We start from the raw sequence: 26,327 nt of genomic DNA on the forward strand, positions 1-26,327 counted from the left end.
CGCGCTCCCGCGACGCGCGGCGCCCCCCCGCGCGGCCCCGCCCCCCCCGCTCCGACCCGCCCCCCCGCCGCGGGCCTGCGGCGGGCCCCCCCCCCCACGTCATCGGACGTTCTTGGCGAAGTACTCGAAGGCCTGCTTCGCCTGGTCCTGGAGCGAGGGGCCGGCCAGGTACCCGGTCGGGTTGCGGTCGCCGACCGAGGTGACGCTGATCAGGTTGGGCTTGCCGTCCTTGACGATGAACCAGCCGCCGCCGTCGGCGCCGCCGGTCATGGTGCAGCCGATCGCGTACATCGGCGGGCGGGCCCGGTCGAAGGACAGCCGGGCCGGCGCGGCCGGCGCGTCGCAGTGGTCGAGCTCCGCACCGTCGAACGGCTTCTCGGCGGGGTAGCCGTAGGCGGACGCCGAGGTGATCTGCTCGCGCGGGGCGTTGAACCAGACCGGGACCGAGCCGCCGACCGTCTCCTCCAACGACCGGCCGGAGCCGCTCTCGTCGCGCACCCGGACGATCCCGTAGTCGTACTGGTCGTGGGCGCCGGTGCCGCTCTCCTTGAGCCAGGTCGGCGAGACCAGCGCGCGCACCGCCGTCCAGCGGCCGTACGGGGACACCTGCTGGTCGGTGGCCGGCTTCCCGCGGCCGGCCTGGCCGTCGCGGTTGTAGCCGGGCACGAAGGTGACGTTCCGCAGCCAGGCGCCGCCCTTGCCGTCGTGCAGGCAGTGGGCGGCGGTGTAGACGAGGTCGCTGCGGCCCGGGGCGGCCGGGTCGGAGACCACCGTGCCGGAGCACGCGGCGTCGCCCCCGGGCGCGGTCACGAAGAGCCTGCCGACCACGGCGGCGGCGGGGCCGTACGGGTGCGGCTGCGCCTGGGCCGGGACCGGGGCCGGGGGAGCGTCCTGCGGCGCGTCGCCCTGGGCGGCGGTGCGCGGGGCCTCCGGGACGGGCCGGCCCTTGGCGGCCTCCATCCTGGTGCGGGACCAGAAGCCCGGGGGCACCTCGTTGGCGAAGGCGCTGTCGGCGACGAAGCGGGCCCAGTCGTCGACCTTCCAGCCGGCCAGGTCGCCGGGACTGGTCGGCGGCGCCGGCCTGGCGAGGGTGGCCGGCGCGCTCGCGGCGCTCCCGGCGGTCCGGTCCGGCCCGCAGGCGGTCGCGGTGAGGGCGAGCGCGGCGAGCGCCGCGGCGCCGGCCAGTGCGGCCCGGCGCCGCGGCACGCGTCCGCGGGTGGTGTACGGCACGGTGCATCGTCCCCGGCGGTGGGTGAACGCGGTCACTGCTTCCTGGAGATCCAGTCCAGGGCGTTCTTGGCGACCGTCTCCAGGTACGGGCCGCTCAGCGAGGTGTGCTCCTGGGTGCCGATCGAGGTGTTGCTGACCAGCGCCGTCCGCCCGTCGGGCATGGTGGCGAACCAGCCGCCGCCGCTGGCGCCCTGGGTCATGTTGCAGCCGATGGTGAGCATCGACGGCCGCTTCGGGTCGAAGGACAGGCGGGTCGGCTTCCCGCCGTCGCACTTGTACAGCTCCTGGCCGTCGAACGGCTTGTAGAGCGGGTAGCCGACGGCCGAGACGGAGAGCCGGTCGCGCGGGGCGTCGAACCAGACCGGGACGGCCGAACCGACCGTCTCCTCCAGCGACTTGCCGGTGCCGCTCTGGTTGCTCACGTGCATGATCGCGAAGTCGTACTGGCTGGCGGAGTCCCCGGTGCCGCCGCCCTCGACCACCCACTGCGGCGAGGTGGTGACCTGGTCGGCCCACCAGGTGCCGAGCGGGGCCAGCTCGGACAGCGGGGCCTTCTTGCCGCCGCTGGAGGCGCCCGAGTTGTTGTAGGCGGGCACGAACACGAGGTCCTTGTAGTAGTTGCCGCCCTTGCCCTCGTGCACGCAGTGGCCGGCTGTCCAGACCAGGTTGCTCTTGCCCGGGTGCTGCGGGTCGGTGATGACCGTCGCCGAGCAGTTGCCCCGGCCGCCCTGGGCGCTGAAGAACACCTTGCCGGAGGGCTGCTTGGTGTACGGGCGCGGCACCGGCACGGCCTTGACCACCGGCGGCTCGGGGTCGGTCACGCCGTCGTCGGCGGCCGGCTTGGCGGTGGGCGGGGCCGGGTCGGCCGGCTTGGAGTCGCCCATCTTGTCCGGGTTCCAGAAGTCCTTCACGACCGGGTTGTTGAAGACGTGCTTGGACGCCCAGTTGTCCCAGTCCTCGAACTTCCACTTCTTCAGGTCGTCCCAGCTCTTGGGCAGGCCCTCCAGCAGGCTGGTGGGGATGCCCGAGGGCAGCGTGATCCCGCCGATGACGCCGCCGCCGGGGGCGGGGCTGCCGGGGCCGCTCGCCGAGGCGGGCGGCGGTGCGGCGGTGTCCGTGCCGGTGGCCGAGGACGGGCCGTCCGGGCCGCAGGCGCTCACCGCGAACAGGGTGCCGGCGGCGAGGACGGCTGCGACGGCGGACCGGTGGATCGATGGCATCTGTGCGCTTCCCCCTGTGGATCGGTGCGTGGACGGGACGGTGGTTCGTGGACGGGACGGTCCGGGGTAGGAGTCTTCCACTGGTCGGGAGGACGGCGCCGGGCGCCCCCGGGTTGCGGCTCCTGAGCGGTGGTCACCGATCCGTGACGAAGCCTCCACAGGAGCCACCGGTACAACCGGGCCTCCTCCCCGGCGGTGAACAATCACCGATCTTCACCCGGACGAGTGAGCCGTCCTTGTGATCACCCGTCAGGGATAGGTAACCCTTACCTGACGCGACGGTGCGAGCGCCCGCCGAACCCCCCTCCGCCATCCGCGCGCGTCCGCACCCCACGCGTCCCGAGGAGCACCCTTGAGCACCGCCGCCCTGACCGGAGCCCCGCCCGAAACGCTGCCGCCCGCGGACCGGCCGGCCGGGCCCGACCCGCTGCTGCACCCCGACCCCGCCGTCGCCGCCGAACAGGCCGCGCTGGAGGCCCTGTTGCGCTGCTGGACGCGCGAGACCGGCGCCCGCCCGGGACCGGACGGCCGACTGCGGATCGCCGTGCTCGGCGGCGCCGCACGGCTCTCCGCGCCCGTCCGCCACTGGTCGCCCGGCGGCTGGCACCGCTTCGGCCCGGCCCGCCTCGGCGCCGGCGACGGCGCCCCCGACGCCCCGGTGGACGCCGTCACCGCCGCCGCGCTGCTCGCCGCCGCGGCCGCCGACCGGCCCGACCCCGGACAGGTCGCCGACCTCGCCGCCAGGGTCGCCGACTCCGTCGTGCGCACCGCCGAGATCCTCGCCCACCGCCGCACCGGCGCCGCGCCCGGCGGACCGGAAGGCTCCCACTTCCTCGCCGCCGAACAGTCCCTGCTGCTCGGCCACCCCCTGCACCCCACCCCCAAGAGCCGCGACGGCCTCGGCCCGGCCCAGAGCGCTGCCTACTCGCCCGAACTGCACGGCTCCTTCCAGCTCCACTGGTACGCCGTCGACCGGGCCCTGCTCGCCGCCGGATCCGCCCTCCCCGAGGCCGCCGAGCGGATCACCGCCCGCCTGCTCGGCGACCGCGCCCCGCTGCCGCCCGGCACCGCCGCCCTGCCCCTGCACCCCTGGCAGGCCCGCGAGCTGGCCCACCGCCCGGCCGTCGCCGCCCTGCTCGCCGAAGGACTCCTGCACGACCTCGGCCCGGCCGGCGACCCCTGGTACCCCACCTCGTCGGTGCGCACCGTCTACCGGCCCGGCACCCCGTGGATGCTCAAGCTCTCGCTCGGCCTGCGGATCACCAACTCCCGCCGGGAGAACCTGCGCAAGGAGCTCCACCGCGGCCTGGAGGTGCACCGGCTGCTGGAGAGCGGCCTCGCCGCCGAGTGGCGGGCCGCCCACCCGGGCTTCGAGGTCGTCCGCGACCCCGCCTGGATCGGCGTCGACCACCCCGCCCTCGGCGACCCCGGTGGCCTGGACACCGTCCTGCGCGCCCAGCCCTTCGCCCCCGCCGACCGCGCGCTGTGCGTCGCCGGGCTCGTCGCCGAACAGCCGCTCGGCACCGGCACCACCGTGCCGTCCCGGCTCGGCGACACCCTCCGGGCGCTCGCCGTGCGCTGCGGCCGCCCGCTGCGCACCGTGGCCGCTGAATGGTTCCTGCGCTACCTGGACGCCGTCGTGCTCCCCGTCCTGTGGCTGGACGGCCGAGGCGGCATCGCCCTGGAGGCGCACCAGCAGAACAGCCTCGTCCTGCTCGACGCCGAAGGCTGGCCCCGCGGCGGGCGCTACCGCGACAACCAGGGCTACTACTACCGGGAGAGCGCCCGCGAGCGGCTCACCGCCCGGCTGCCCGGCCTCGGCGAGCACAGCGACACCTTCCTCCCGGACGACGTGATCGACCACCACTTCGCCTACTACCTCGGCATCAACCACGTGCTCGGCCTGGTCGGCGCGCTCGGCTCCCAGGGGCTCGCCGACGAAACGGTGCTGCTCGCCGCGCTGCGCCGCTTCCTCGCCGGACCGGAGGCGACCGCCACCGGCTCGACGCTGCCCGCCCTGCTGCTCGACGCGCCGACGCTGCCCTGCAAGGCCAACCTGCTCACCCGGATCAACGGCCTGGACGAGCTGGTCGGCCCGGTCGCCACGCAGTCCGTCTACGTGGACATCCCCAACCCCCTGGCGGACGCGTGCGTGAGCGAGCGGTGGGGGTCCCCCCGGCCGGAGGCTGGGGGAGAGTGAACCAGGAAGAGGTGCGCGTGGGCGAATGCCCCCGCCGAGCGATGGGGGTACCTCCCAGCCGCCAGGGCTGGGGGAGAGGCGGAGGCATGATGCTCGACGACGTGCCCGGGTGGGGCGAGACCCCCACCCCGGCCGGCGGGTTCCGGCTCCGCCCGGTCCGGCTGCCCGCCGACCTCGACCTGCTCGCCTGCTGGATGAACGACCCCGAGGTCGCCGCCTTCTGGGAGCTCGCCGGGCCGACCGCCGTCACCGCGGAGCACGTCCGGGCCCAGCTCGACGGCGACGGGCGCAGCGTGCCCTGCCTGGGCCTGCTCGACGGCACCCCGATGAGCTACTGGGAGGTCTACCGCGCCGACCTCGACCCGCTCGCCGCGCACTACCCGGCCCGGCCCCACGACACCGGCGTCCACCTGCTGCTCGGCCCCGCCGCGAGCCGCGGCCGGGGCCTGGGCGCCGTCCTGCTGGCCGCCCTCGCCGACCGGATCCTGCGGCAACGGCCGCGCTGCGAACGGGTGGTGGCCGAACCCGACGTCCGCAACCGGCGCTCGGTCCGGGCCTTCGAACGCGCCGGGTTCCGCCCGGCCGGCGAGCTCGACCTGCCCGCCAAGCGCGCCGCCCTGATGATCCGCGACCGCGCCCCACTCCCCGCCTAGGACACCCCCGTGCACTCCTCGACCCCCCAGCCGCCGTACGACCTGCTCGGCGTGGGCATCGGCCCGTTCAACCTCTCGCTCGCCGCGCTCGCCGAGCCCGTCCCCGGCCTGCGGACGCTCTTCTGCGACCAGCGCCCGGAGTTCCGCTGGCACCCGGGGATGCTGGTCGACGGGGCCCGGATGCAGGTGCCGTTCCTCGCCGACCTGGTCTCCCTGGTCGACCCGACCAACCGGTGGTCCTTCCTCAACTACCTGCGCGACCAGGAACGGCTGTTCCCGTTCTACTTCGCCGAGCGCTTCCAGCTGCCGCGCCGCGAGTACGACCACTACTGCCGCTGGGCCGCCGAACGGCTCGGCACCTGCCGGTTCGGCACCGAGGTCAGCGAACTGCACTGGGAGGACGGCCTGTTCCGGGCCGAGCTGACCGACGCCGCGACCGGCCGGCGCAGCCGCGTGCACGCCCGCAACCTCGCGCTCGGCGTCGGCACCCGGCCCGTCCTGCCCGAGGCCTTCGCCGCCCTCGACGGCCACCCCGGGGCGTTCCACTCCGCCGACTACCTCGACCGGCGGGCCGCCCTCGGCGGCGCCCGGGACATCACCGTCGTCGGCAGCGGCCAGTCCGGCGCCGAGGTCTTCCTCGACCTGCTGCGCCGCCACGACGGCGACGGCGTCCGGCTGCGCTGGCTCACCCGCACCCGGGCCCTCGCACCCATGGAGTACTCCAAGCTCGGGCTGGAGCACTTCACCCCCGACTACACCCGGTACTTCCACGGCCTGCCCGAGCCCGTCCGGGACACCCTGGTCGCCGCCCAGTGGCAGCTCCACAAGGCCGCCAGCGCCGAGACCCTCGCCGAGATCCACGACCACCTCTACGAGCGGACCATCGGCCGCCCGATCGACACCGCCCCGGTCGAGATCACCCCCGGCACCGCCGTCACCGAGGCCAGGACCGGGCCCTGCGGCGGCCTCGAACTGCGCTGCCGGCACACCGACTCCGGCGCCGAGCACCTCGTGCGCACCGACGCCGTGGTGCTCGCCACCGGCTACCGGGCCGCCCGCCCGGCCGCGCTCGAACCGCTCGCCCACCTGATCGACTGGGACGCGGCCGGGCGCTACCGGGTCGACCCGGACCACCGCGTCGCCACCCGGCCCGAACTCACCGGCGGCCTCTACGTCCAGAACGCCGAACTGCACACCCACGGCGTCGGCACCCCCGACCTCGGACTCGGCGCCCACCGCGCCGCCGTCATCCTCAACGCCGTCACCGGCCGCACCGTCCACCGGCTGCCCACCCGCACCGCGTGGACCGGCTTCGCGCCGCCCGTCCCCGCCTTCCCCCACCCCCAGGAGCTGACCCGTGCCGCAACCGCCGGCCGCTGAACCGCCGCTCTACCTGCCGCCGCAGCTCACCCCCGGGCCCTGGCAGCGGGCCGGGCGCGCGCTGCTGGCCAAGATGCTCGGCGAGTTCGCCTACGAGGAACTGCTCACCCCGGTCCCCGTCCCGGACGCGGACGACGAGTACCTGCTCGGGCTGCCCGAGGCCGAGTACCGCTTCACCGCCCGCCGCGGCGCCTACGGCAGCTGGCGGGTCGACCCGGACTCCGTCCGCTGCGACCGCGAGGACGGCCTCGACCCGCTGCGCTTCCTCCCGTACGCCCGGCACACCCTCGGCCTGCGCGGCGAGACCACCGGCCACCTGATCCGCGAGCTCACCGCCACCCTCACCGCCGACGCGCACCAGCTGGCCACCGCGCTCACCGCCGCCGAACTCGCCGACCTCGACCACGCCGCGCTGGAGGGCCGCCAGGAGGGCCACCCCTGGATCGTCCCCAACAAGGGCCGGATCGGCTTCTCCGCCGCCGACGCCGCCCACTGGGCCCCCGAGGCGCGCACCCCGCGCCCGCTGCCCTGGATCGCCGTCCACCGCCGGCTCGCCCGCTACCGCGGCGTGCCCGGGCTCGAACGGCCCGAGCAGCTCTACGCCCGCGAGCTCGACGACCCCGGCGCGCTGCGCGCCGCGCTCGGCCCCGACGCCGACGACTACCTGCTGCTGCCCGTCCACCCCTGGCAGTGGGACGAGACGGTCGTCCCGCTGTTCGCGCCCTGGATCGCCTCCGGCGAGATCGTCCCGCTGCCCTCCGACGGCGACCCACGGCTGCCCCAGCAGTCCATCCGCTCCTTCTTCAACACCGCCCACCCCGAACGCTGCACCGTCAAACTGCCGCTCTCCATCCTCAACACCCTGGTCTGGCGCGGGCTGCCGGTGGAACGCACCCTCGCCGCGCCCGCCGTCACCGCCTGGATCCACCGCCTGCGCGACGCGGACCCGTTCCTGCGCGACGAGTGCCGGGTGATCCTGCTCGGCGAGATCGCCTCCGTCACGGTCGACCACCCGCTCTACCGCGACCTGCCCGAGGCGCCCTACCAGTACAAGGAGCTCCTCGGCGCGATCTGGCGCGAACCGCTCGGCCCCTTCCTGGACGGCGGCGAACGCGCCCGCACCCTCGCGTCCCTCCTGCAGACCGGCTCCGACGGCCGCGCCCTCGCCGCCGAGCTGATCGCCCGCTCCGGGCTCGCCCCCGCCGAGTGGACCCGCCGGCTGTTCGCCGCCATGCTGCCGCCGCTGCTGCACTTCCTCTACCGCTACGGGCTGGTCTTCTCCCCGCACGGCGAGAACGCCATCGTCGTCTTCGACGCGCACGACGCCCCGGCCCGGCTCGCGGTCAAGGACTTCGTCGACGACGTCAACCTGAGCGACGAGGACCTGCCCGAACTGCGCGACCTGCCCGCCGACGTCGACGACGTCCTGCTCCGCGAGCCCCCGCAGGGCCTGTGCCAGTTCCTCCACTCCGGGCTCTTCATCGGCGTCTACCGCTACCTCGCCCCACTCCTGGAGGCGCAGACCGGCCTGCCCGAGGCCGACTTCTGGGCCCTCCTGCGCGACGAGATCGCCCGCCACCAGGACCGCTTCCCCGAGCTGCGCGAGCGCTTCGAGCTGTTCGACCTCCTCACCCCGCGGATCGACCGGCTCTGCCTCAACCGCAACCGGCTCCTCCTCGACGGCTACCAGGACCGCCCGCACCGCCCGCACGCCGCCCGGCACGGCACGGTGCCCAACGCCCTCGTCACCCCCGGCGCGGATCTTCCGGGGCGACGCGACCGGATTGTCACCCCCGCGCCGTAGGGTGGGAGGGTCATGACGAACGACTCCCAAACCCAGCTCCCCGGCGAGGACGCACCCGCCCCGGCCGAGACCGGGGAAGCCGTCGCGGTCCCCCGCTCGCGCATCCCCGAGCTGCTCCACGCCGCCGTCGAGTCCGTCGGCGGCGTGGAACGCCCCGGTCAGGTGAAGATGGCCGAGGCCGTCGCCGACGCGGTCGACAACGCCGAGCACCTGCTCGTCCAGGCCGGCACCGGCACCGGCAAGTCCCTCGCGTACCTGGTGCCGGCCCTCGCGCACGGGGACCGCGTCGTGGTCGCCACCGCCACCCTGGCGCTCCAACGCCAGCTGGTCGAACGCGACTTGCCGCGCACGGTCGACGCGCTGCACCCGGTGCTGCGCCGCCGGCCGCTGTTCGCGATGCTCAAGGGCCGCTCCAACTACCTGTGCCTGCACCGGGCCAACGAGGGCACCCCGAGCGACGAGGGCGAGGGCCTGTTCGACGCCGCCGAGGCGCTCGGCGGGCCGGCCAGCAAGCTCGGGCAGGAGGTGCTGCGGCTGCGCGAGTGGGCGGACGAGACCGAGACCGGCGACCGCGACGACATGAGCCCCGGCGTGTCCGACCGGGCCTGGTCCCAGCTGTCGGTCACGTCCAAGGAGTGCCTGGGCGCGACGCGTTGCGCGTACGGGCAGGAGTGCTTCGCGGAGAAGGCCAGGGAGCGGGCCAAGCTCGCGGACGTCGTCGTCACCAACCACGCGATGCTCGCGATCGACGCGATCGAGGGCGCGCCGGTGCTGCCCGAGCACGGGCTGCTGATCGTCGACGAGGCGCACGAACTGGTCAACCGGGTCACCGGCGCGGCCACCGCCGAGCTGACCGTCGGCGCCGTCAACCGGGCGGTCAAGCGGGCCGCGCGGCTCGCCAACGAGAAGGCCGTCGACGCGCTCCAGGCCGCGGCCGAGAACTACCACGGCCTGATGGAGACCGCCCAGCCCGGCCGGGTCGAGGAACTGCCCGAGTACCTGGCGTACGCCGTCACGGCCATCCGGGACTCCGCCCGGCAGGTGATCACCTCGCTCGGCGAGACCAGGGACAAGGGGCTCACCGACGAGGACGCGGTCCGCAAGCAGGCCATGGCCTCGGTGGAGACGGTCCACGAGACCGCCGAGCGGCTGCTGGAGGACTCCGAGTACGACGTGGTCTGGATCGAGCGCAACGACCGCTTCGGGATGGGCACGGCCTCGCTGCGGGTCGCGCCGCTGAGCGTCTCCGGGCTGCTGCGCGAGGGCCTCTACAAGGAGCGCTCGGTCGTCCTGACCTCGGCCACGCTCAAGCTCGGCGGGGACTTCAACGGCGTGGCCGGTTCGGTCGGCCTGCCCTCGGAGGCCCGGCTGCCGGACGAGCGCACGCCCGGGGACAACCCGGACGCCGGCGCCGGCTTCGGCGAGGACGCGGTGCCGCACTGGCGCGGCATCGACGTCGGTTCGCCGTTCAAGTACCCCAAGCAGGGCATCCTGTACGTCGCCAAGCACCTCTCCGAGCCCGGCCGCGACCCCGAACGGCCGGACATGCTCGACGAGTTGGCGGAGCTGATCGGCGCGGCCGGCGGCCGGACGCTGGGCCTCTTCTCCTCGATGCGCGGCGCGCAGGCCGCCGCCGAGGCGATGCGCGAGCGGCTGGACAACCGGATCCTGCTCCAGGGCGAGGACACCCTGGGCGAGTTGATCCGCGAGTTCGCCTCGGACGCGACCACCTGCCTGTTCGGCACGCTCTCGCTCTGGCAGGGCGTCGACGTGCCCGGCTCGGCCTGCCAGCTGGTGGTGATGGACCGCATCCCGTTCCCCCGGCCGGACGACCCGTTGATGAGCGCCCGCCAGAAGGACGTCGAACAGCGCGGCGGGAACGGCTTCATGGCGGTCGCGGCGACGCACGCGGCGCTGCTGATGGCGCAGGGCGCGGGCCGGCTGGTCCGCGCGGCCGACGACCGCGGCATCGTGGCGGTGCTCGACCCGCGGGTGGCGACCAAGCGCTACGGGGGCTTCTTCCGCTCCTCGATGCCGGAGTTCTGGTACACGACGGACCGCAACCAGGTGCGCCGCTCGCTGGCGGCGATCGACGCCTCGGCGGCGCCGGTCAGGCCGGTGGTGAAGCGCGGCTCGTAGGCCGCTCGCGGGCCCCTTGCAGGATTCGGGGAACGCCGGAGGGGCTCCCCGCGCGAACGCGGTGGAGCCCCTTCCCGGTGCGTGCGGGCGGACCCGCTCAGAGGCGGCGCAGGACCGCCACCACCTTGCCCAGGATGGTCGCGTTGTCGCCGTTGATCGGCTCGTAGGCGGGGTTGTGCGGCATCAGCCAGATCCGGCCGTCCTCGCGCTTGAGCCGCTTGACGGTGGCCTCGCCGTCGATCATCGCGGCCACGATGTCGCCGTTCTCGGCGACCGGCTGGCGGCGCACGGTGACCCAGTCGCCGTCGCAGATGGCCGCCTCGATCATCGAGTCGCCGCGCACGGTGAGCGCGAACAGCTCGCCCTCGCCGACCAGTTGGCGCGGCAGCGGGAAGACGTCCTCGACCGTCTGCTCGGCCAGGATCGGACCGCCGGCGGCGATCCGGCCGACCAGCGGGACGTACGAGGTGGACGGCCGGCCGGCCGTCTCGGCGGTGTTCGGGCGGGCCACCTCGACGCCGCGGACCTCGTAGGCGCGCGGGCGGTGCGGGTCCCGGCGCAGGAAGCCCTTGCGCTCCAGGGCCATCAGCTGGTGGGCGACCGAGGAGGTGCTGGACAGGCCGACGGCCTGGCCGATCTCGCGCATGGACGGCGGGTAGCCCCGGCGCTGGACGGAATCCCGGATGACCTCGATGACGCGGCGCTGGCGCTCGGTGAGCCCGGCCTCGTCGGTGCGGATCCCGGGGGGGCGGCCGGGCATCGCCCGCGCGGGCGCGGGGTGGGCCTCGTCCAGGACGGGGGAGTGTTCGATCGGCTGATCGGGGACGCGGCTCGCGCTGGAAACGGCCGGGCCGGAGAGGCGGTGGTCTTCGCTACGGTCCATGCTGACGTCCACACTCTGCTGATTCGTGGTGCGCTGCCCCACCTTGAACTGGGAGTGTTCCTGCACCGGGATGGTGTTGCTTTCGATGGTGTTCACGGCGGCCCCTCTCGACGGCTGTCCTCTCCCTTTTCCAGCCCAACGCACCCCGTATCGAAAGGTTGCGCCAAACACACGTTCGAGTGAATTATTCGAGAGTTGGCTGACTCGATCAAGGCTTTGTTGTACATCGATCGAATGTTCGACAAGAACTCGACTTCCGCAGTCTAATCGGCGTCGACACGCCAGGGGTGTCGCTTCCCCCCGAGGCCTACATCTAGTGGCTACAGTCCTCTCCGTGCCCAGTGGTAGTGGTCACGGCGCATGATCAGCTTGCCGAGGCCCGGGGCACATCGCATAGACTCGACCCAGTCCGCACGTCCTGCCAGGGAGGGATCCTTCAGGTGCACTGCCCCTTCTGCCGGCACTCCGACAGCCGCGTCGTCGACAGCCGGACCACCGAGGACGGCAGCTCGATCCGCCGTCGCCGGCAGTGCCCGGACTGCGGCCGCCGCTTCACCACCGTGGAGACGGCCGCGCTGATGGTCATCAAGCGCAGTGGGGTCACCGAGCCGTTCTCCCGGGAGAAGGTCATCTCCGGCGTCCGCAAGGCCTGCCAGGGCCGCCCGGTCACCGAGGACGCCCTCGCCCTGCTCGGCCAGCGGGTCGAGGAGTGCGTGCGCGCCACCGGCAACGCCGAGCTGACCACCCACGACGTCGGGCTGGCCATACTTGGCCCGCTCAAGGAACTCGACGTGGTCGCCTACCTGCGCTTCGCCAGCGTGTACCAGGCGTACGACGGACTGGAAGACTTCGAGGCCGCCATCGCGGAGATCCGCGCCGGACGGCCCGCCGAGGCGGAGGGCGCCTGCGTGCCCGTTGCCGCCGCCGCGCCCTAGGAGGCGCCCCCCACCCGGCCCCACGGGGCCGGGCCGTGCCACGACGGCCCTCCGGGGCCCACGCGTGCCCGGAATCCGGGCACAGAACATCACAAACCGTGCGCAAGCGGGCGAGGCTCTCGCCTGCCCGCACACCGGAAGAACGAACCAGCGGTGCCCGGACTTTTCGGGGCACCACGGGCGTTTGCCCAGGAGTCGGGCGTTTGCCCAGGAGGAGGAGCGAGAAGTGACAGACACCACGAGCGGTTCCGCACGCGGGTCGAAGTCCGACAAGGCCGCGGCGAAGGGTGCCGGCAAGGCGCCCAAGGGCGGTCTCCGGATGGAGCGCATCTACACCACCCCTGGCGTCCACCCGTACGACGAGGTCCGCTGGGAGCGGCGCGACGTCGTCATGACCAACTGGCGCGACGGGTCGGTCAACTTCGAGCAGCGCGGCGTCGAGTTCCCCGACTTCTGGTCGGTCAACGCGGTCAACATCGTCACGTCCAAGTACTTCCGCGGCGCCGTCGGCACCCCGCAGCGCGAGTGGAGCCTCAAGCAGATCATCGACCGCGTGGTGCTCACCTACCGCGCCGCCGGCGAGAAGCACGGCTACTTCGCCGCCAAGGACGACGCCGAGATCTTCGAGCACGAGCTGACTCACGCCCTCCTCCACCAGGTGTTCAGCTTCAACTCGCCGGTCTGGTTCAACGTCGGCACCAAGCAGCCCCAGCAGGTCAGCGCCTGCTTCATCCTGGCCGTCGACGACTCCATGGAGTCGATCCTCGACTGGTACAAGGAAGAGGGCATGATCTTCAAGGGCGGCTCCGGCGCCGGCCTCAACCTCTCCCGCATCCGCTCCTCCAAGGAGCTCCTCACCTCCGGCGGCAACGCCTCCGGCCCGGTCTCCTTCATGCGCGGTGCCGACGCCTCCGCCGGCACCATCAAGTCCGGCGGCGCCACCCGCCGGGCCGCCAAGATGGTCGTGCTCGACGTCGACCACCCGGACGTCGAGGCCTTCATCGAGACCAAGGTGAAGGAGGAGGAGAAGATCCGCGCCCTGCGCGACGCGGGCTTCGACATGGACCTCGGCGGCGACGACATCGCCTCCGTCCAGTACCAGAACGCCAACAACTCGGTCCGCGTCTCCGACGAATTCATGACCGCCGTCGAGAACGGCACCGAATTCGGCCTGCGTGCCCGCCTCACCGGCGAGGTCATCGAGACCGTCGACGCGAAGAAGCTGTTCCGCAAGATGGCCGAGGCCGCCTGGGCCTGCGCCGACCCCGGCATCCAGTACGACTCCGTCATCAACCACTGGCACACCTGCCCGGAGTCCGGCCGCATCAACGCGTCCAACCCCTGCTCCGAGTACATGCACCTGGACAACTCCAGCTGCAACCTCGCCTCGCTCAACCTGATGAAGTTCCTGCGCGACGACACTGCGTCCAACGGTGGGCAGGGGTTCGACGCCGCCACCTTCGCCAAGGTCGTCGAGCTGGTCATCACCGCGATGGACATCTCCATCTGCTTCGCCGACTTCCCGACCGAGAAGATCGGCGAGACCACCCGCGCCTACCGCCAGCTCGGCATCGGCTACGCCAACCTCGGCGCCCTGCTGATGGCCACCGGCCACGCCTACGACAGCGAGGGCGGCCGCGCCCTGGCCGGCGCCATCACCTCGCTGATGACCGGCACCGCCTACCGCCGCGGCGCCGAGCTCGCCGGCGTCGTCGGCCCGTACGACGGCTACGCCCGCAACGCCGCCCCGCACCAGCGGGTCATGAAGCAGCACGCGGACGCCTCCCTGGACGCCGTCTCCCTCGACGACCTGGACGCCCCGGTCTGGCTCGCGGCCAACAAGACCTGGCAGGACGTGCTGCGCCTCGGCGCGCAGAACGGCTTCCGCAACGCCCAGGCCTCGGTCCTCGCCCCGACCGGCACCATCGGCCTGATGATGGACTGCGACACCACCGGCGTCGAGCCCGACCTCGCCCTGGTCAAGTTCAAGAAGCTCGTCGGCGGCGGCTCGATGCAGATCGTCAACGGCACCGTCCCGCGCGCCCTCAAGCGCCTCGGCTACCAGGACGAGCAGATCGAGGCGGTCGTCGCCCACATCGGCGAGCACGGCAACGTCGTCGACGCGCCGGGCCTCAAGGCCGAGCACTACGAGGTGTTCGACTGCGCGATGGGCGAGCGCTCCATCTCGCCGATGGGGCACGTGCGGATGATGGCCGCGATCCAGCCGTGGATCTCCGGCGCCATCTCCAAGACCGTGAACATGCCGGCCGCCGCGACCGTCGAGGACGTCGAGGAGATCTACTTCGAGGCGTGGAAGATGGGCGTCAAGGCGCTCGCCATCTACCGCGAAAACTCGAAGGTCGGCCAGCCGCTCTCGGCCAAGAAGAAGGACTCCGAGACCAAGGCCGAGGAGGCCCAGGCCCCCGCCGCGGTCGAGAAGGTCGTCGAGTACCGCCCGGTCCGCAAGCGCCTGCCCAAGGGCCGCCCGGGCATCACCACCTCCTTCACGGTCGGTGGCGCCGAGGGCTACATGACGGCCAACTCCTACCCGGACGACGGCCTCGGCGAGGTCTTCCTGAAGATGTCCAAGCAGGGCTCGACCCTCGCGGGCATGATGGACGCCTTCTCCATCGCCGTCTCGGTCGGCCTCCAGTACGGCGTGCCGCTGGAGACCTACGTCTCGAAGTTCACCAACATGCGCTTCGAGCCGGCCGGCCTGACCGACGACCCGGACGTGCGGATGGCGCAGTCGATCGTCGACTACATCTTCCGCCGCCTGGCGCTGGACTTCCTGCCCTTCGAGACCCGCTCGGCGCTCGGCATCCACTCCGTCGAGGAGCGCCAGCGCCACCTGGAGACGGGTTCGTACGAGCCGCTGGAGGCCGAGGAGCTCGACACCGAGTCCCTCGCCCAGTCCGCCCCGGTGGCCCCGGTGGCCGCCAAGCCCGCCCCGGCCCCGGCCGCGCCGGCGCCCAAGGCCCCGGCGAAGCAGGCCCACAACTCCACGGAGCTGATGGAGATCCAGCTCGGCCTCAACGCCGACGCCCCGCTGTGCTTCTCCTGCGGCACCAAGATGCGCCGCGCCGGCAGCTGCTACCTCTGCGAGGGCTGCGGCTCCACCAGCGGCTGCAGCTGATCACGCCCGACCCCGGTGTCACCTCGCCTGAGGTGAACCACTGAAGCGGGGGGGGGGGGGGGGGGGGGGGCCGCCCCGCCGCCGCGCGCGCGTCCCGCCCCGCCCCGCGGCCTCGGGTGGAGATCGGACTGTGCCGCGGGGCGCGGGCGCCACCGGCGCCCCCCCCCCCCGCTTCTTTGTCAGTGGGGGTTGCTTGGCTGCGCACATGGCGACAGAACGGAAGCGCGCCCCACGGCGCCCACCGGCGTCCGAGATCACACCCGAGACGCCGATCTGGTGTCCGGCGTGCCGGGAGTTCCACCCTGCGATGGAATTCCCGAAGAACGCCAGCAAGGCGAGCGGCCTGCAGAGCGAGTGCAAGCGCGTCGTACGGGACCGGGCCCGGACGGAGGCGGCCCGCGCGTCCGCGAATCGCGCGAGGCGGGAGAAGTGGGAGCAGCCGGAGGTTCGTGCACGCGCGCTCGACCGGCAGCGGGCTCGACGGGCCCGGCTCGGTGCCGGGCACGACCTGAGCCGGTCGAGGGCCAGGCTCCAGTCGGTGGTGGTCGAGTGGAAGTCGAGTGGATGCGTCGACTGCGGATACGCCGACGTGCGTGCCCTGGACCCGGATCATGTCGACCCCGCGCAGAAGGCCGGCACGGTGTCGCGGTTGGTGCAACTGTGCGTGTCCAAGAAGCGGTTGCTTGAGGAGCTCGCGAAGTGCGAGGTCAGGTGTGCTCGCTGTCATCGGGCTCGCACGATGCGTCAACGGACCCGACAGACGACCCGGCTGCCGCCGTCCTGGCAACGCGTGGTGGACCTTCAGACCCGGAACGACGCGATCAAGACCGTCCTCGGCTGCGCCGATTGCGGGTGGCGGGAGTGGGCGCGAGGGCTGGACTGGGATCACGTGCACGCGACCAAGACCGCAAGTGTCGCCCAGCTGATCGCGGACCGAAGGCCGTGGTCGGAGATCGAGGCTGAGATCGCCAAGTGCGAGCTGGTGTGTGCCAACTGCCACAGGATTCGCACCGCCGTTCGGCGCTCGGCCGGCGGGCGGACAAGCTCCGGGAATGCCGATGTCACGGATGGGGCCGGTGGACTGTCGGTAGGGGGTGAAGGGCTTTCGGAGAGGAGCGGGTGAGTCATGACGGTGCTGGTGACCGGGGCGACGGGGACGTTGGGGCGGGAGGTGGTGCGGCTGCTGGTCGCGCGTGGGGTGGCGGTGCGCGGGTTGAGCCGGCGGGTCCGGGGCGGCGGGGCGGACGGGGTCGAGTGGGTGGCCGGCGACCTGGTGACGGGGGACGGGGTCGCTGCGGCGGTGGCCGGGGTGGAGACGGTGATCGACTGCGCGACCTCCCAGGGCAAGAAGGACCTGGACGCCGTGCGGCACCTGGTCGCGGCGGCCGAACGGGCCGGGGTGCGGCACCTCGTGTACGTGTCGATCGTCGGCGTCGACCGGGTGCCGATCCCGTACTACCGGACGAAGTACGCGTGCGAGCGGGTCGTGCGGGAGTCCCGGCTGGGCTGGACGGTGCTGCGGGCGACGCAGTTCCACGACCTGCTGCTGAGGTTCTTCGGCGCCTCGGCGAAGCTGCCGGTGTTCCCGGTGCTCACCGGGGTGCGGTGCCAGCCGGTGGACGTCCGGGAGGCCGCCGCGCACGTCGTGGAACTGATGGGGGAGGGGCCGTCCGGCTACGCGCCCGAGGTCGGTGGCCCGCAGGTGCGGACGTACCGGGACCTGGCCGAGGCCTACCTGCGCGCCACCGGCCGCCGCCGGCTGCTGCTCCCCCTGAGCCTCCCGGGCTCGGCCGTCCGCGAGCTGCGGGCGGGCGGCCTCCTCACCCCGGAGCGCGCGGTGGGCCGGGGCGCCTTCGAGGAGACCCTGGCGGAGCGCTTCGGCCATCGCTGATGTCAACCAGGGTTGACACATGCGCCCGCGTCAACCAAAGTTGACACCATGAGCGAGAGCGGAGAGCTCGCGGCAGCCGCGAGCAGCCGGGACCCCGCCGTGGGGCTCCGGTCGGTCCGGGCCCTGCGCGACCTGGCGGACCGCCTGGAGAAGCTCCAGGTGGGCAACGCCCGTGCGCAGGGCTGGTCCTGGCAGGACATCGCGGTCTGCCTCGGGGTGACCCGGCAGGCCGTGCACAAGAAGTACGCCCGGCGGGGGGGCGGCCCGGAACAGGACGGAGACTGAGCGATGTTCGAGCGATTCACCGACGGGGCGCGGAGCGTGGTGTTCGTGGCCCAGGACGAGGCCCGGCTGCTGCGGCAGGCCGGTGTCGGCACGGAGCACCTGCTGCTGGGGATCCTGGCGCAGGAGGCGGACCCCGGGGCCGCGGTCCTGATCGACGCCGGCCTGGACCGGGAGACGGCGCGGCAGGCGGTGGCCCGGCTGATCGGGCCGCGCGACGACGCCGAGGCGCTGGCCTCGATCGGGGTGGACCTGGACGCCGTCCGGTCGGCCGTGGAGGCGGCCTTCGGCGAGGGGGCGCTGGACGCGCCGGCCGAGGAGGGGCCGAAGCGGCGCGGCTGGTTCAGGCAGGCGGACGCGAAACCGGCCCGCAGTCGGTTCGGCTCCGGGGCGAAGAAGGCACTGGAGCTGTCGCTGCGGGAGTCGCTGCGGCTGAAGTCCGGTCAGATCGCGGTGGGGCACCTGCTGCTCGGGGTGATCCGGGAGGGGGACGGGCTCGGGGCGCGGGTGATCGTCGATCACGGGCTGGACCTGGGGGCCGTCCGGCAGGCGGTGGAGGCGAAGCTGGCCTGAGGGCGGGTGCGGTTCGATCGGGCGCCCGCTCGGCGCCTGCTTTCGGCTCGGTTGGGCATGCGGTGGGCGTGCCGTGGGCATCCGTCGGACGTCGCGAATCGGTGTAGGCGACGTGAATGAACGAGATTGACCGTCAACTGGCTGCTTGAGGGCAATGTCTGAATCGATATGATCGGCCGAAAGCGTGAATCGATCAGCCGCCCGGAGACGTTTCGCGACGCCGCCGGGCGGCCTCGTATGCGCTCGAACCACCGTCGGTGCCACTAGTGCCACCAGTGTCGCCGATCCGCCGCCCGAGCCGCCGCCGTTGTCGAGGACCGCACTGATGAGAGAAGCCACCAGCTCCGACGGCGGCCCGCGCCGACCGCCCGCGCCACGGACCGTCGCGCTGACCGCCGCGGCCGTCCTGCTCGCCCTGGTCGCCGCGCCGGTCGGGATCGGCCGGGCACTGGGCGCCCACCAGCCGCTGACGGCGCTCGCCGTCGGGGCCGTCAGCGTCCTGTGGCTGATCGCCGTCGGCGTGGCCGCGAGCGGGACCGAGCGCTCCCGGCGGCTGGCCGAGGACCTCGCCGTCCAGCACCAGGAGACCACCGCCGCCCTCGTCCTCGCCGGCTCCGCCCGGCAGGCCGAGACCGCCGCGCACGACGACGCGGCCTCCGCCCGCGCCGAGCGGGACGCCGCCCGGGCCGAGCAGGCCCGGATCGCGGCGGACGTCGTCGCCGCGCACGCCGAGCTGGCCCGGCTGGGTGCCGAGCTCGACGAGGCGCGGGCGCGGACCGAGGAGGCCCGGGCGGCCGCCGAGGCCGAGCGCGTGGACCTCGACCGGCTCGCCGACGGCGTCCTGCCCGAGGTCGTGAAGAAGCTCCGGAACGGCGCGTCCGTCGACAGCGCGCTGACCGCCCACCGTGCGCACCCCCAGCACGCGCTGCTGCGCGTCGTCGCGGACGAGGTCGGCCGGGGCGAACGGCTGCGGGCCGCCGCGCTCGCGGTGTGCGCGACGGCCGCCGGGCGCGTCCAGGCGCTGGCCACGAGCATGCACGCGGAGCTGCGCGAGATGCAGCACCGGCACGACGAGGAGGTCCTCGGCGACCTCCTGCGACTGGACCACTCGACCGCCCAGGCCGGCCGCATGGCCGACAGCATCGCGGTGCTCACCGGTGCGCGCTCGGGCCGCCGCTGGGCCAAGCCGATCGCGGTGGAGTCGGTGCTGCGCGGCGCGCTCGGCCGGATCGGCGCCTACCAGCGGGTGCGGCTGCACAACGCCAGCACCGCGGCCGTCGCCGGGTACGCGGCCGAGGGCGTGATGCACGCGCTGGCCGAACTCCTCGACAACGCCACCAACTTCTCCGCCCCGCCGGCCGAGGTGCACGTCTACGTCGAGGAGGTGTCGGCCGGGCTGGCGATCACCGTCGAGGACAGCGGTCTCGGTCTGAGCGACAGCTGGCTGCGCCGGGCCGAACGGGCCGTCTCCGCCGAGCCGTTGGACCTCGCCACGCTCTCCGCCGGTACCCGGCTGGGCCTCGCGGTGGTCGGCGTGCTGGCCCGCAAGCACGGCCTGCAGATCTCGTTCCGGCCGTCGGCGCGCGGCGGTACGGGCGTGGTGGTGCTGGTCCCGCAGCAGCTGCTCACGCACGGCGCTCCGGCGCCCGCCCCGGTCCAGCCGCCGGTCGCTGAGACGGTGCGCCCCGCGCTCACCCCAGCGCGCCCGGCGCCCGCTCCGCTGCCGCCCGTGCCCACCGCCCCGGTGGTCCCCACTCCGGCCGCACCGGCCCCGCTGCCGCTCACGCCCACCCCGATCACCGACAGCGGCCTGCCGCAGCGCCGCCGCGGCCAGACCCTCGCCGCCACCGCCCCCGCGGCGGCGGCCCCGTCCGCGAAACCCGTCCGCGCGGACGCCTCGACGGCCGCCGCCCGGTTCGGCGCCTTCCGCCGGGCCGCCCAGCGCGCCGCGGAGGACACCGCGACCATGGACGCCCCGACCCTGGCCACCGCGACCACGGACACCCCGACCACGGACACCGACACCACGCCCGACCCTTCCCCCGTCACCGAGAAGGACTCCTGATGAGCAGCGCGACCGACCGTGACCTCGACTGGCTGTTGGAAAACCTGCTGAGCGTCACCCCCGGCGCCCGGCACGCCCTGGTGCTCTCCGCCGACGGCCTCAAGCTCTGCCACACCTCCGGCCTCGACGCCGACCGGGCCGACCAGCTGGCCGCGATCGCCTCCGGCCTGCAGAGCCTGGCGCACGGCGCCTCGATCGAGTTCGGCGACGGCACCGGCGGCGTCCGGCAGTCGATGACCGAGTTCCACGGCGGCATCCTGTGCATCGTGGCGGCCGGCGAGGGCGCGCACCTGGCCGTCGTCACGGACGACGAGGCGGACGTGGGCGTGGTCGGCCACAACATGCACGGCCTGATCGAGCAGATCGGCGTCCACCTGAGCGCGCCGGCCAGGTCGGTGGAGGAGACCGGGACGCACGAGAGCGCCCGGGCATGAACGCCGGGCCGGTCCTGCCGGGTCGGGACGACGACCCGGACCGCCTCTACACGATCACCCGGGGCCGCAGCCGCTCCCCGGAGAACGCCTTCGACCTGGTCACGCTGATCGTCGCCGAGCGGGAGCCGGCGCCGGGCATGCAGTCGGAGCACGCGCGCATCCTGCGGATGTGCGAGGCCCCGACCGCCGTCGTGGAGGTCGCGGCGGAGCTGGCGCTGCCGGTCTCGGTGGTGAAGATCCTGCTCGGTGACCTGCTGGAGTCCGGGGCCGTCACCGCCCGGCACCCCCGGTTCGCGCCGAACAAGGCGCGGCTGCCCGATCTCGACACGCTGAAGCAGGTGCTGCATGGCCTCCAACGGCTCTGACCCCTCCACGACGGCGGCTCCGGCGGTTTCGACGGCTTCGACGGAGGCCCCGGCGACGGCCCCGGTCACCGGCCGCACCCCGCTGCGCGCGACCGCCGACAACGCGCTGAAGATCGTCGTGGTCGGCGGCTTCGGCGTCGGCAAGACGACGCTGGTCGGCTCGGTCAGCGAGATCCGTCCGCTGAACACCGAGGAGGTCATGACGCGGGCGGGCGAGGGCATCGACCCGGCCGGCGCGTGGGGCAAGCGCTCCACGACGGTCGCCTTCGACTTCGGCCGGATCACGCTCTCCGAGAGCCAGGTGCTCTACCTGTTCGGCGCGCCGGGGCAGGAACGTTTCTGGTTCCTGTGGGACCGCCTGTTCAGCGGCGCGCTCGGCGCGGTCGTCCTGGTGGACACCCGGCGCCTGGAGGAGTCCTGGTACGCCATCGACCGGCTGGAGCACCACGGCACCCCGTTCATCGTGGCCCGCAACAACTTCGGCGAGCCGGCCCACACCCTGGAGCAGGTCCGCGAGGCGCTCGACCTGCCCCCGGAAGTGCCGCTGGTGGACTGCGACGCCCGGGACCGGGAGTCCGGCAAGCGGGTGCTGATCGAGCTGGTCGGCCACCTGGCCGCGCTCGCGGAGGCCGAGGCCGGGCTCCCCGTGCAGCCGGCCGCCTCCCGCCACGCCGAATCCCCCGCGCAGCAGTACGAGGCGCACCAGTACGAGGAGAGCACCCCGTGACCGAGCCCGCCGTCACCCCGCCCCCGGGCTGCCCCGCGCACGCCGGCGCCACGCCGCTGTACGGGCCGCGCTTCCAGACCGACCCGGCCCAGCTCTACCGCGAGCTGCGCGCCCAGCACGGCCCGGTGGCCCCGGTCGAACTGGCCGGCGGCGTCCCCGCCTGGCTGGTCATCGGCTACCGCGAGCTCCAACTGGTGACCGGGCAGCCCCAGTTGTTCGGCCGCGACTCCAGCCGCTGGCACGCCTGGGACACCCTGCCCGCCGACTGGCCGCTGAAGCCGATGATGGCGCCGGTGCCGTCGATCCTCTACGCCGAGGGCGAGGAGCACGTGCGCCGCTCCCGGGCGGTCACCGACGCGCTGGCCGCGGCCGACCCGTACGAGCTGCGCAAGCACGCCGAGGAGATCGCCGACCGGCTGATCGACGACTTCGCCGGCCGCGGCGAGGCGGACCTGGTCGCCGAGTACGCGCACCGGATGCCGCTGCTGGTGCTGTGCCGGGTGCTCGGCCTGGACGAGGAGCAGGCTCCGGAGCTGATCACGGCGCTGCTGACCATGCTGGACGGCGGCCCGGACGCCCCGGCCGGCGCGCAGCGGCTGCTGGAGCTGATGCTCGCCCTGGTGCGGGAGAAGTCCGAGCACCCGGGTGCCGACGTCGCCTCGCGCATGCTGGAGCACCCGGCCGGACTGACGGAGGACGAGGTGATGCGCGACCTGCGGGTGCTGCTGATCGCCGGCCACCAGCCGTCCTCGTACTGGATCTCCAACGCGCTGCGCCTGATGCTCACCGACGAGCGGTTCGCGGCCTCGCTCGCGGGCGGCCGGCGCAGCATCAGCCAGGCCCTCAACGAGGCGCTCTGGGAGGACACCCCGACGCAGATCTTCGCCGGCCGGTGGGCCGTGCGGGACACCCACCTCGGCGGCCAGCGGATCGCCGAGGGGGACATGCTCCTGCTGGGCTTCGCCGGGGCGAATTCCGACCCGTCGGTGCGCCGGCCGGACGGCCGGCCCGCCGAGGGCAACCGGGCGCACATGAGCTACTCGTACGGCGAGCACGGCTGCCCGTTCCCCGCGCAGGAGGCGGCCGAGGTGATCGCCACGACGGCGATCGAGGTGCTGCTGGACCGGCTGCCGGACCTGCGGCTCGCGGTGGCCGAGCACGCGCTGGTGTGGCGGCCGTCGGCGTGGGTGCGGGGGCTGGTGGCGCTGCCGGTCTCGTTCACCCCGGGGCACGCGGCCTGACCGGCCTGTCCTCGGGCTTCCCACCGCTCGAACCGCTCGAACCGCTCGAACCGCTCGAAGTTCCGTCCTCTCGTCAGCCCCGAAGCCCCGTAGTCCGAAGGAGAGTTGCCGATGTCCGTGGCCCCGGCCCCGTTCGTCCTCGACCCGCTGGCCCGCGACAGCGCCGCCGAGGGCGCCCTGCTGCGCGCCGCCGGTCCGGCGGTGCCGGTCGAGCTGCCCGGCGGGGTCGCCGCGTGGGCGGTGACCCGGCACGCCGCGGCGCGCGACCTGCTGACCGATTCCCGGCTGGTGAAGGACGCCGCGCACTGGGCCGCCTTCCAGCGCGGAGAGGTCCCGAAGACCTGGCCGCTGATCGGCCTCGCGGTGCCCGGTCCGAGCATGGTGACCACGGACGGCGCCGAGCACCGCCGGCTGCGGGCGCTGGTGGCGCAGGCGTTCACCCCGCGCCGGGTGGAGCTGATGCGCCCGCGCGTCGAGGAGATCACGCACCGGCTGCTGGACGCGCTGGCCGCGGGCGGGCCGGAGGTGGACCTGAAGTCGGCGTTCGCGTTCCCGCTGCCGATGACGGTGATCTGCTCGCTGCTGGGCGTGCCGGAGTCGGACCACGGCGTGCTGCGCGACCTGTACGAGCGGTTCTTCGGCATCAAGCCGGACCCGGCGGGTATCCAGGCGACCATCGCCGGGCTGAACGCCTTCGTCAACGACCTGGTGGCGCAGCGCCGTTCGGCCCCCGGCGACGACCTGGCGAGCGTGTTGCTGGCGGCGGACACCGAGGGCGGCGCGCTGACCGACGCGGAGGCGGCGGCGACCCTGCGGGTGATCATCGCGGCCGGTCACGAGACCACGGTGAACCTGATCGGCAACGCCGTCCGGGCGCTGCTGGCCCACCCGGAGCAGCTGGCGCTGGTGCGGTCGGGGCTGGTGCCGTGGGACGCGGTGGTGGAGGAGTCGCTCCGCTGGACGCCGCCGACCAGCAACTTCCTGTTCCGCTTCGCCGCCGAGGACATCCCGGTCGGCGACACGGTGATCCCGGCGGGCGAGCCGGTGCTGATCTCGTACAACGCGATCGGCCGGGACCCGGCGCAGCACGGCATCACGGCGGAGGTGTTCGACGTTACCCGGGACGCGTCCCGGCACCTGTCCTTCGGCCACGGTCCGCACGTCTGCCCGGGGTCGCCGCTGGCCAGGCTGGAGGCGGGGGTCGCGCTGCCGGCGCTGTTCGAGCGGTTCCCGGGGCTGTCGCTCGGGGTGCCGGACGGGGAGCTGCGGCCGAGCCCGTCGCTGGTGGTCAACAGCCTGCTGGAGCTGCCGGTCCGGCTCTTCTGACGGACGGCCGTCCGGCGGCCCCGTCCTCTTTCGGGGCGGGGCCGCCGGCGTGTCCTGGCGGGGCGGGAGCCCGTGGGGAGACGGGCGGCGGCTTGTCGGGACGCGGTCGGGTCACGACCGGGACACCGCGCGATGAAGGTCGATCGCGGACCTTGGCGGCGACCGGCGGCTGGGTTAACGTCGTCGGATCGGCCGCACGTCCAATCCGACGATCCGATCAGCCGACTATCTCCGGTACAGCGCAATGTCGTTCGGTCCACAGCCGGCAGCACGCCCTGGCGAGGAGAACCGCATTGACCCTCAACCCGACCGCACCGTCCCCGAGTTCCCGCCGCCGTCTGGTCGCCGCGCCCGCGCTGCTCGCGGCGCTGGCGCTGACCGCCGCCTGCTCCAACAGCTCCGGCGGTTCGGGCGACGGCGGGGGAGCGGCCCAGTCGCTGTCCGGCGACTGCGCCAAGTACCAGCCGTACGCCGGGCATTCGGGCACCACGGTGACGATGTTCGCCTCGATCCTCAGCCCGGAGTCGGACAACCTGGAGAAGTCCTGGGCGGAGTTCTCCAAGTGCACCGGGATCAGGATCAGTTACGAGGGGTCGAACGACTTCGAGTCCCAGCTGCCGGTCCGCGTGGCCGGCGGGAACGCCCCGGACTTCGCGATCATCCCGCAGCCCGGCCTGCTGGCGCAGATGGTGAAGAGCGGCAAGGTGGTGAAGCCGCCCGCCCAGACGGTCACCAACCAGGACCGGTGGAGCCCGGTCTGGCGGACCTACGGCTCGGTCAACGGCACGTTCTACGCGGCCCCGATGAGCGCCAACATGAAGTCGCTGGTCTGGTACTCGCCGAAGGCCTTCAAGGCGGCCGGCTACGAGGTGCCGAAGACCTGGGCGGACCTGATGGCGCTCAGCGACAGGATCGCCAAGGCGGGCGGCGGCAAGCCGTGGTGCGGCGGCATCGCCTCCGGCACGGCCACCGGCTGGCCGGCCACCGACTGGCTGGAGGAGGTGGTGCTGGGCACGTACGGCGGTGACGTGTACGACCAGTGGGTGGGCCACCAGGTGAAGTTCTCCGACGAGAAGATCACCACCGCCATGAAGACGGTCGCCGGCTGGATGCAGAACCCGGCCTGGGTCAACGGCGGCTTCGGCGACGTGAAGTCGATCGCCACGACGACGTTCCAGGACGCGGGCACGCCGATCCTGAGCGGCAAGTGCTTCATGCTCCAGCAGGCCTCCTTCTACAAGGCGCAGTGGCCCAAGGACACGAAGATCGCTCCGGACGGCGACGTGTTCGCCTTCCACCTGCCCGCGGTGAACCCCGGCGTCCCCAGCCCGGTCGAGGGCGGCGGCGAGTTCCTGACCGCGTTCTCGAACCGGCCCGAGGCGCAGGCGGTGCAGAACTACCTGTCCAGCTCGGACTGGGCGAGCAGCCGGGTGAAGACGGCCACCGGCTGGGTCTCGGCCAACCAGGGCGTCGACAAGAGCCTGTACACCGACCCGGTCGACCGGCTGTCGGCGGACGCGCTGACCGACCCGGGCGCGACCTTCCGCTTCGACGCCTCCGACATGATGCCGGCCGCGATCGGCTCCGGACAGGAGTGGAAGTCGCTGACCTCCTGGTTCGCCGAGGGCCAGACGATCCAGAAGGTCGCGGGCGACATCGACGCCGCCTGGCCGCAGTAGCCCGCGGCCGGGCAGGCCTCGCGGCGCCGCGACGGCGGACGCCGCTCCGGGGCCCCACGCCCGGCGCCGTCACGGGACCACCTGTCGAGGGCGGTGCGGGGCCACCCACCCCGACCTGGATGAGGCCGCTGACGACGCGGTCGATCCGCTCGTTCACCGAATGC

General features: G+C 73.6%; 21 protein-coding genes. 18 read left to right on the forward strand and 3 right to left on the reverse strand.

Going from position 1 to position 26,327, the window contains the following annotated elements; all coding sequences use genetic code 11:
• Window positions 1-99: 99 nt before the first annotated feature.
• Both ACFV4G_RS12795 and ACFV4G_RS12800 read right to left on the reverse strand, forming a co-directional pair.
• Window positions 100-1,230 (reverse strand): trypsin-like serine peptidase, encoded by a 1,131-nt coding sequence (locus ACFV4G_RS12795; protein ID WP_380439456.1) that lies wholly within the window; start codon window positions 1,228-1,230, stop codon window positions 100-102.
• A gap of 32 nt (window positions 1,231-1,262) precedes the next feature.
• Window positions 1,263-2,450 (reverse strand): trypsin-like serine peptidase, encoded by a 1,188-nt coding sequence (locus ACFV4G_RS12800; protein ID WP_380439458.1) that lies wholly within the window; start codon window positions 2,448-2,450, stop codon window positions 1,263-1,265.
• Between the two features lie 352 nt (window positions 2,451-2,802).
• On the opposite strand from ACFV4G_RS12800, the gene ACFV4G_RS12805 reads away from it, so the two are divergent.
• Genes ACFV4G_RS12805 through ACFV4G_RS12825 form a run of 5 tightly spaced genes read left to right on the forward strand, consistent with a single transcriptional unit; the run spans window position 2,803 to window position 10,626 of the window.
• Window positions 2,803-4,650 carry an IucA/IucC family protein gene (locus ACFV4G_RS12805; protein ID WP_380439460.1) on the forward strand — a complete coding sequence of 616 codons (1,848 nt, stop codon included), beginning with the start codon at window positions 2,803-2,805 and terminating at the stop codon, window positions 4,648-4,650.
• Between the two features lie 41 nt (window positions 4,651-4,691).
• Entirely contained in the window at window positions 4,692-5,303 is a 612-nt protein-coding gene (locus tag ACFV4G_RS12810; protein ID WP_380439462.1) for a GNAT family N-acetyltransferase, read from the forward strand.
• Between the two features lie 9 nt (window positions 5,304-5,312).
• Window positions 5,313-6,683 (forward strand): lysine N(6)-hydroxylase/L-ornithine N(5)-oxygenase family protein, encoded by a 1,371-nt coding sequence (locus ACFV4G_RS12815; RefSeq protein WP_380439464.1) that lies wholly within the window; start codon window positions 5,313-5,315, stop codon window positions 6,681-6,683.
• On the forward strand, window positions 6,661-8,487 hold the full coding sequence (locus tag ACFV4G_RS12820; protein ID WP_380439466.1) for an IucA/IucC family protein: 1,827 nt from the start codon (window positions 6,661-6,663) through the stop codon (window positions 8,485-8,487). Before ACFV4G_RS12815 ends, ACFV4G_RS12820 begins: the two co-directional genes overlap by 23 nt.
• 12 nt (window positions 8,488-8,499) lie before the next feature.
• Window positions 8,500-10,626 (forward strand): ATP-dependent DNA helicase, encoded by a 2,127-nt coding sequence (locus ACFV4G_RS12825; RefSeq protein WP_380439468.1) that lies wholly within the window; start codon window positions 8,500-8,502, stop codon window positions 10,624-10,626.
• A 97-nt stretch (window positions 10,627-10,723) separates the two neighbouring features.
• Here ACFV4G_RS12825 and lexA read toward each other — a convergent pair whose 3' ends face one another.
• Window positions 10,724-11,386, reverse strand: coding sequence for a transcriptional repressor LexA (lexA, locus tag ACFV4G_RS12830; RefSeq protein WP_224281048.1), 663 nt, complete (start codon window positions 11,384-11,386; stop codon window positions 10,724-10,726).
• 563 nt (window positions 11,387-11,949) lie between these two features.
• Here lexA and nrdR point away from each other — a divergent pair.
• From nrdR to ACFV4G_RS12895, 13 genes are all read left to right on the forward strand, one after another.
• A complete protein-coding gene (gene nrdR / locus ACFV4G_RS12835; RefSeq protein ID WP_363651086.1) occupies window positions 11,950-12,444 on the forward strand; it encodes a transcriptional regulator NrdR in 495 nt (164 codons plus the stop codon).
• 226 nt (window positions 12,445-12,670) lie between these two features.
• Complete coding sequence (locus tag ACFV4G_RS12840) at window positions 12,671-15,580, forward strand: vitamin B12-dependent ribonucleotide reductase (RefSeq protein WP_380439470.1); 2,910 nt, start codon at window positions 12,671-12,673, stop codon at window positions 15,578-15,580.
• A 307-nt stretch (window positions 15,581-15,887) separates the two neighbouring features.
• The gene (locus ACFV4G_RS12845) at window positions 15,888-16,703 is read left to right on the forward strand and encodes a hypothetical protein (protein WP_380439472.1); all 816 of its coding nucleotides are present in this window, start codon (window positions 15,888-15,890) and stop codon (window positions 16,701-16,703) included.
• Window positions 16,704-16,706: 3 nt separating this feature from the next.
• Window positions 16,707-17,471 (forward strand): SDR family oxidoreductase, encoded by a 765-nt coding sequence (locus tag ACFV4G_RS12850; protein WP_380439474.1) that lies wholly within the window; start codon window positions 16,707-16,709, stop codon window positions 17,469-17,471.
• Window positions 17,472-17,519: 48 nt separating this feature from the next.
• Window positions 17,520-17,756, forward strand: coding sequence for a helix-turn-helix domain-containing protein (locus ACFV4G_RS12855; RefSeq protein WP_380439476.1), 237 nt, complete (start codon window positions 17,520-17,522; stop codon window positions 17,754-17,756).
• 3 nt (window positions 17,757-17,759) lie between these two features.
• On the forward strand, window positions 17,760-18,326 hold the full coding sequence (locus ACFV4G_RS12860) for a Clp protease N-terminal domain-containing protein (protein WP_380439478.1): 567 nt from the start codon (window positions 17,760-17,762) through the stop codon (window positions 18,324-18,326).
• A 325-nt stretch (window positions 18,327-18,651) separates the two neighbouring features.
• Window positions 18,652-20,391, forward strand: coding sequence for a sensor histidine kinase (locus ACFV4G_RS12865; protein WP_380439480.1), 1,740 nt, complete (start codon window positions 18,652-18,654; stop codon window positions 20,389-20,391).
• Entirely contained in the window at window positions 20,391-20,825 is a 435-nt protein-coding gene (locus ACFV4G_RS12870; protein ID WP_329924667.1) for a roadblock/LC7 domain-containing protein, read from the forward strand. Before ACFV4G_RS12865 ends, ACFV4G_RS12870 begins: the two co-directional genes overlap by 1 nt.
• The gene (locus ACFV4G_RS12875) at window positions 20,822-21,190 is read left to right on the forward strand and encodes a DUF742 domain-containing protein (protein WP_329924666.1); all 369 of its coding nucleotides are present in this window, start codon (window positions 20,822-20,824) and stop codon (window positions 21,188-21,190) included. Before ACFV4G_RS12870 ends, ACFV4G_RS12875 begins: the two co-directional genes overlap by 4 nt.
• Window positions 21,171-21,917: an ATP/GTP-binding protein gene (locus tag ACFV4G_RS12880; RefSeq protein ID WP_380439482.1), complete on the forward strand. Its 747-nt coding sequence runs from the start codon at window positions 21,171-21,173 to the stop codon at window positions 21,915-21,917. Before ACFV4G_RS12875 ends, ACFV4G_RS12880 begins: the two co-directional genes overlap by 20 nt.
• Window positions 21,914-23,158, forward strand: a complete 1,245-nt coding sequence (locus tag ACFV4G_RS12885) for a cytochrome P450 (protein ID WP_380439484.1) — start codon at window positions 21,914-21,916, stop codon at window positions 23,156-23,158. Before ACFV4G_RS12880 ends, ACFV4G_RS12885 begins: the two co-directional genes overlap by 4 nt.
• Before the next feature lie 111 nt (window positions 23,159-23,269).
• Window positions 23,270-24,484: a cytochrome P450 gene (locus tag ACFV4G_RS12890; RefSeq protein WP_380439486.1), complete on the forward strand. Its 1,215-nt coding sequence runs from the start codon at window positions 23,270-23,272 to the stop codon at window positions 24,482-24,484.
• A gap of 293 nt (window positions 24,485-24,777) precedes the next feature.
• Window positions 24,778-26,163 carry an ABC transporter substrate-binding protein gene (locus ACFV4G_RS12895; RefSeq protein WP_380439488.1) on the forward strand — a complete coding sequence of 462 codons (1,386 nt, stop codon included), beginning with the start codon at window positions 24,778-24,780 and terminating at the stop codon, window positions 26,161-26,163.
• Window positions 26,164-26,327 lie beyond the last annotated feature (164 nt).

This window comes from Kitasatospora sp. NPDC059747, assembly GCF_042732955.1.
Lineage (GTDB): Bacteria > Actinomycetota > Actinomycetes > Streptomycetales > Streptomycetaceae > Kitasatospora.

What these genes read in the sequence shown, in the direction of transcription:
- ACFV4G_RS12870 (WP_329924667.1), top strand. Translation starts at nt 20,391, where the DNA reads ATGAGCAGCGCGACCGACCGTGACCTCGACTGGCTGTTGGAAAACCTG.
- ACFV4G_RS12880 (WP_380439482.1), top strand. Translation starts at nt 21,171, where the DNA reads ATGGCCTCCAACGGCTCTGACCCCTCCACGACGGCGGCTCCGGCGGTT.
- ACFV4G_RS12855 (WP_380439476.1), top strand. Translation starts at nt 17,520, where the DNA reads ATGAGCGAGAGCGGAGAGCTCGCGGCAGCCGCGAGCAGCCGGGACCCC.
- ACFV4G_RS12875 (WP_329924666.1), top strand. Translation starts at nt 20,822, where the DNA reads ATGAACGCCGGGCCGGTCCTGCCGGGTCGGGACGACGACCCGGACCGC.
- lexA (WP_224281048.1), bottom strand. Translation starts at nt 11,386, where the DNA reads ATGCCCGGCCGCCCCCCCGGGATCCGCACCGACGAGGCCGGGCTCACC.
- ACFV4G_RS12890 (WP_380439486.1), top strand. Translation starts at nt 23,270, where the DNA reads ATGTCCGTGGCCCCGGCCCCGTTCGTCCTCGACCCGCTGGCCCGCGAC.
- ACFV4G_RS12800 (WP_380439458.1), bottom strand. Translation starts at nt 2,450, where the DNA reads ATGCCATCGATCCACCGGTCCGCCGTCGCAGCCGTCCTCGCCGCCGGC.
- ACFV4G_RS12825 (WP_380439468.1), top strand. Translation starts at nt 8,500, where the DNA reads ATGACGAACGACTCCCAAACCCAGCTCCCCGGCGAGGACGCACCCGCC.
- ACFV4G_RS12845 (WP_380439472.1), top strand. Translation starts at nt 15,888, where the DNA reads ATGGAATTCCCGAAGAACGCCAGCAAGGCGAGCGGCCTGCAGAGCGAG.
- ACFV4G_RS12865 (WP_380439480.1), top strand. Translation starts at nt 18,652, where the DNA reads ATGAGAGAAGCCACCAGCTCCGACGGCGGCCCGCGCCGACCGCCCGCG.
- ACFV4G_RS12850 (WP_380439474.1), top strand. Translation starts at nt 16,707, where the DNA reads ATGACGGTGCTGGTGACCGGGGCGACGGGGACGTTGGGGCGGGAGGTG.
- ACFV4G_RS12860 (WP_380439478.1), top strand. Translation starts at nt 17,760, where the DNA reads ATGTTCGAGCGATTCACCGACGGGGCGCGGAGCGTGGTGTTCGTGGCC.
- ACFV4G_RS12810 (WP_380439462.1), top strand. Translation starts at nt 4,692, where the DNA reads ATGGGGGTACCTCCCAGCCGCCAGGGCTGGGGGAGAGGCGGAGGCATG.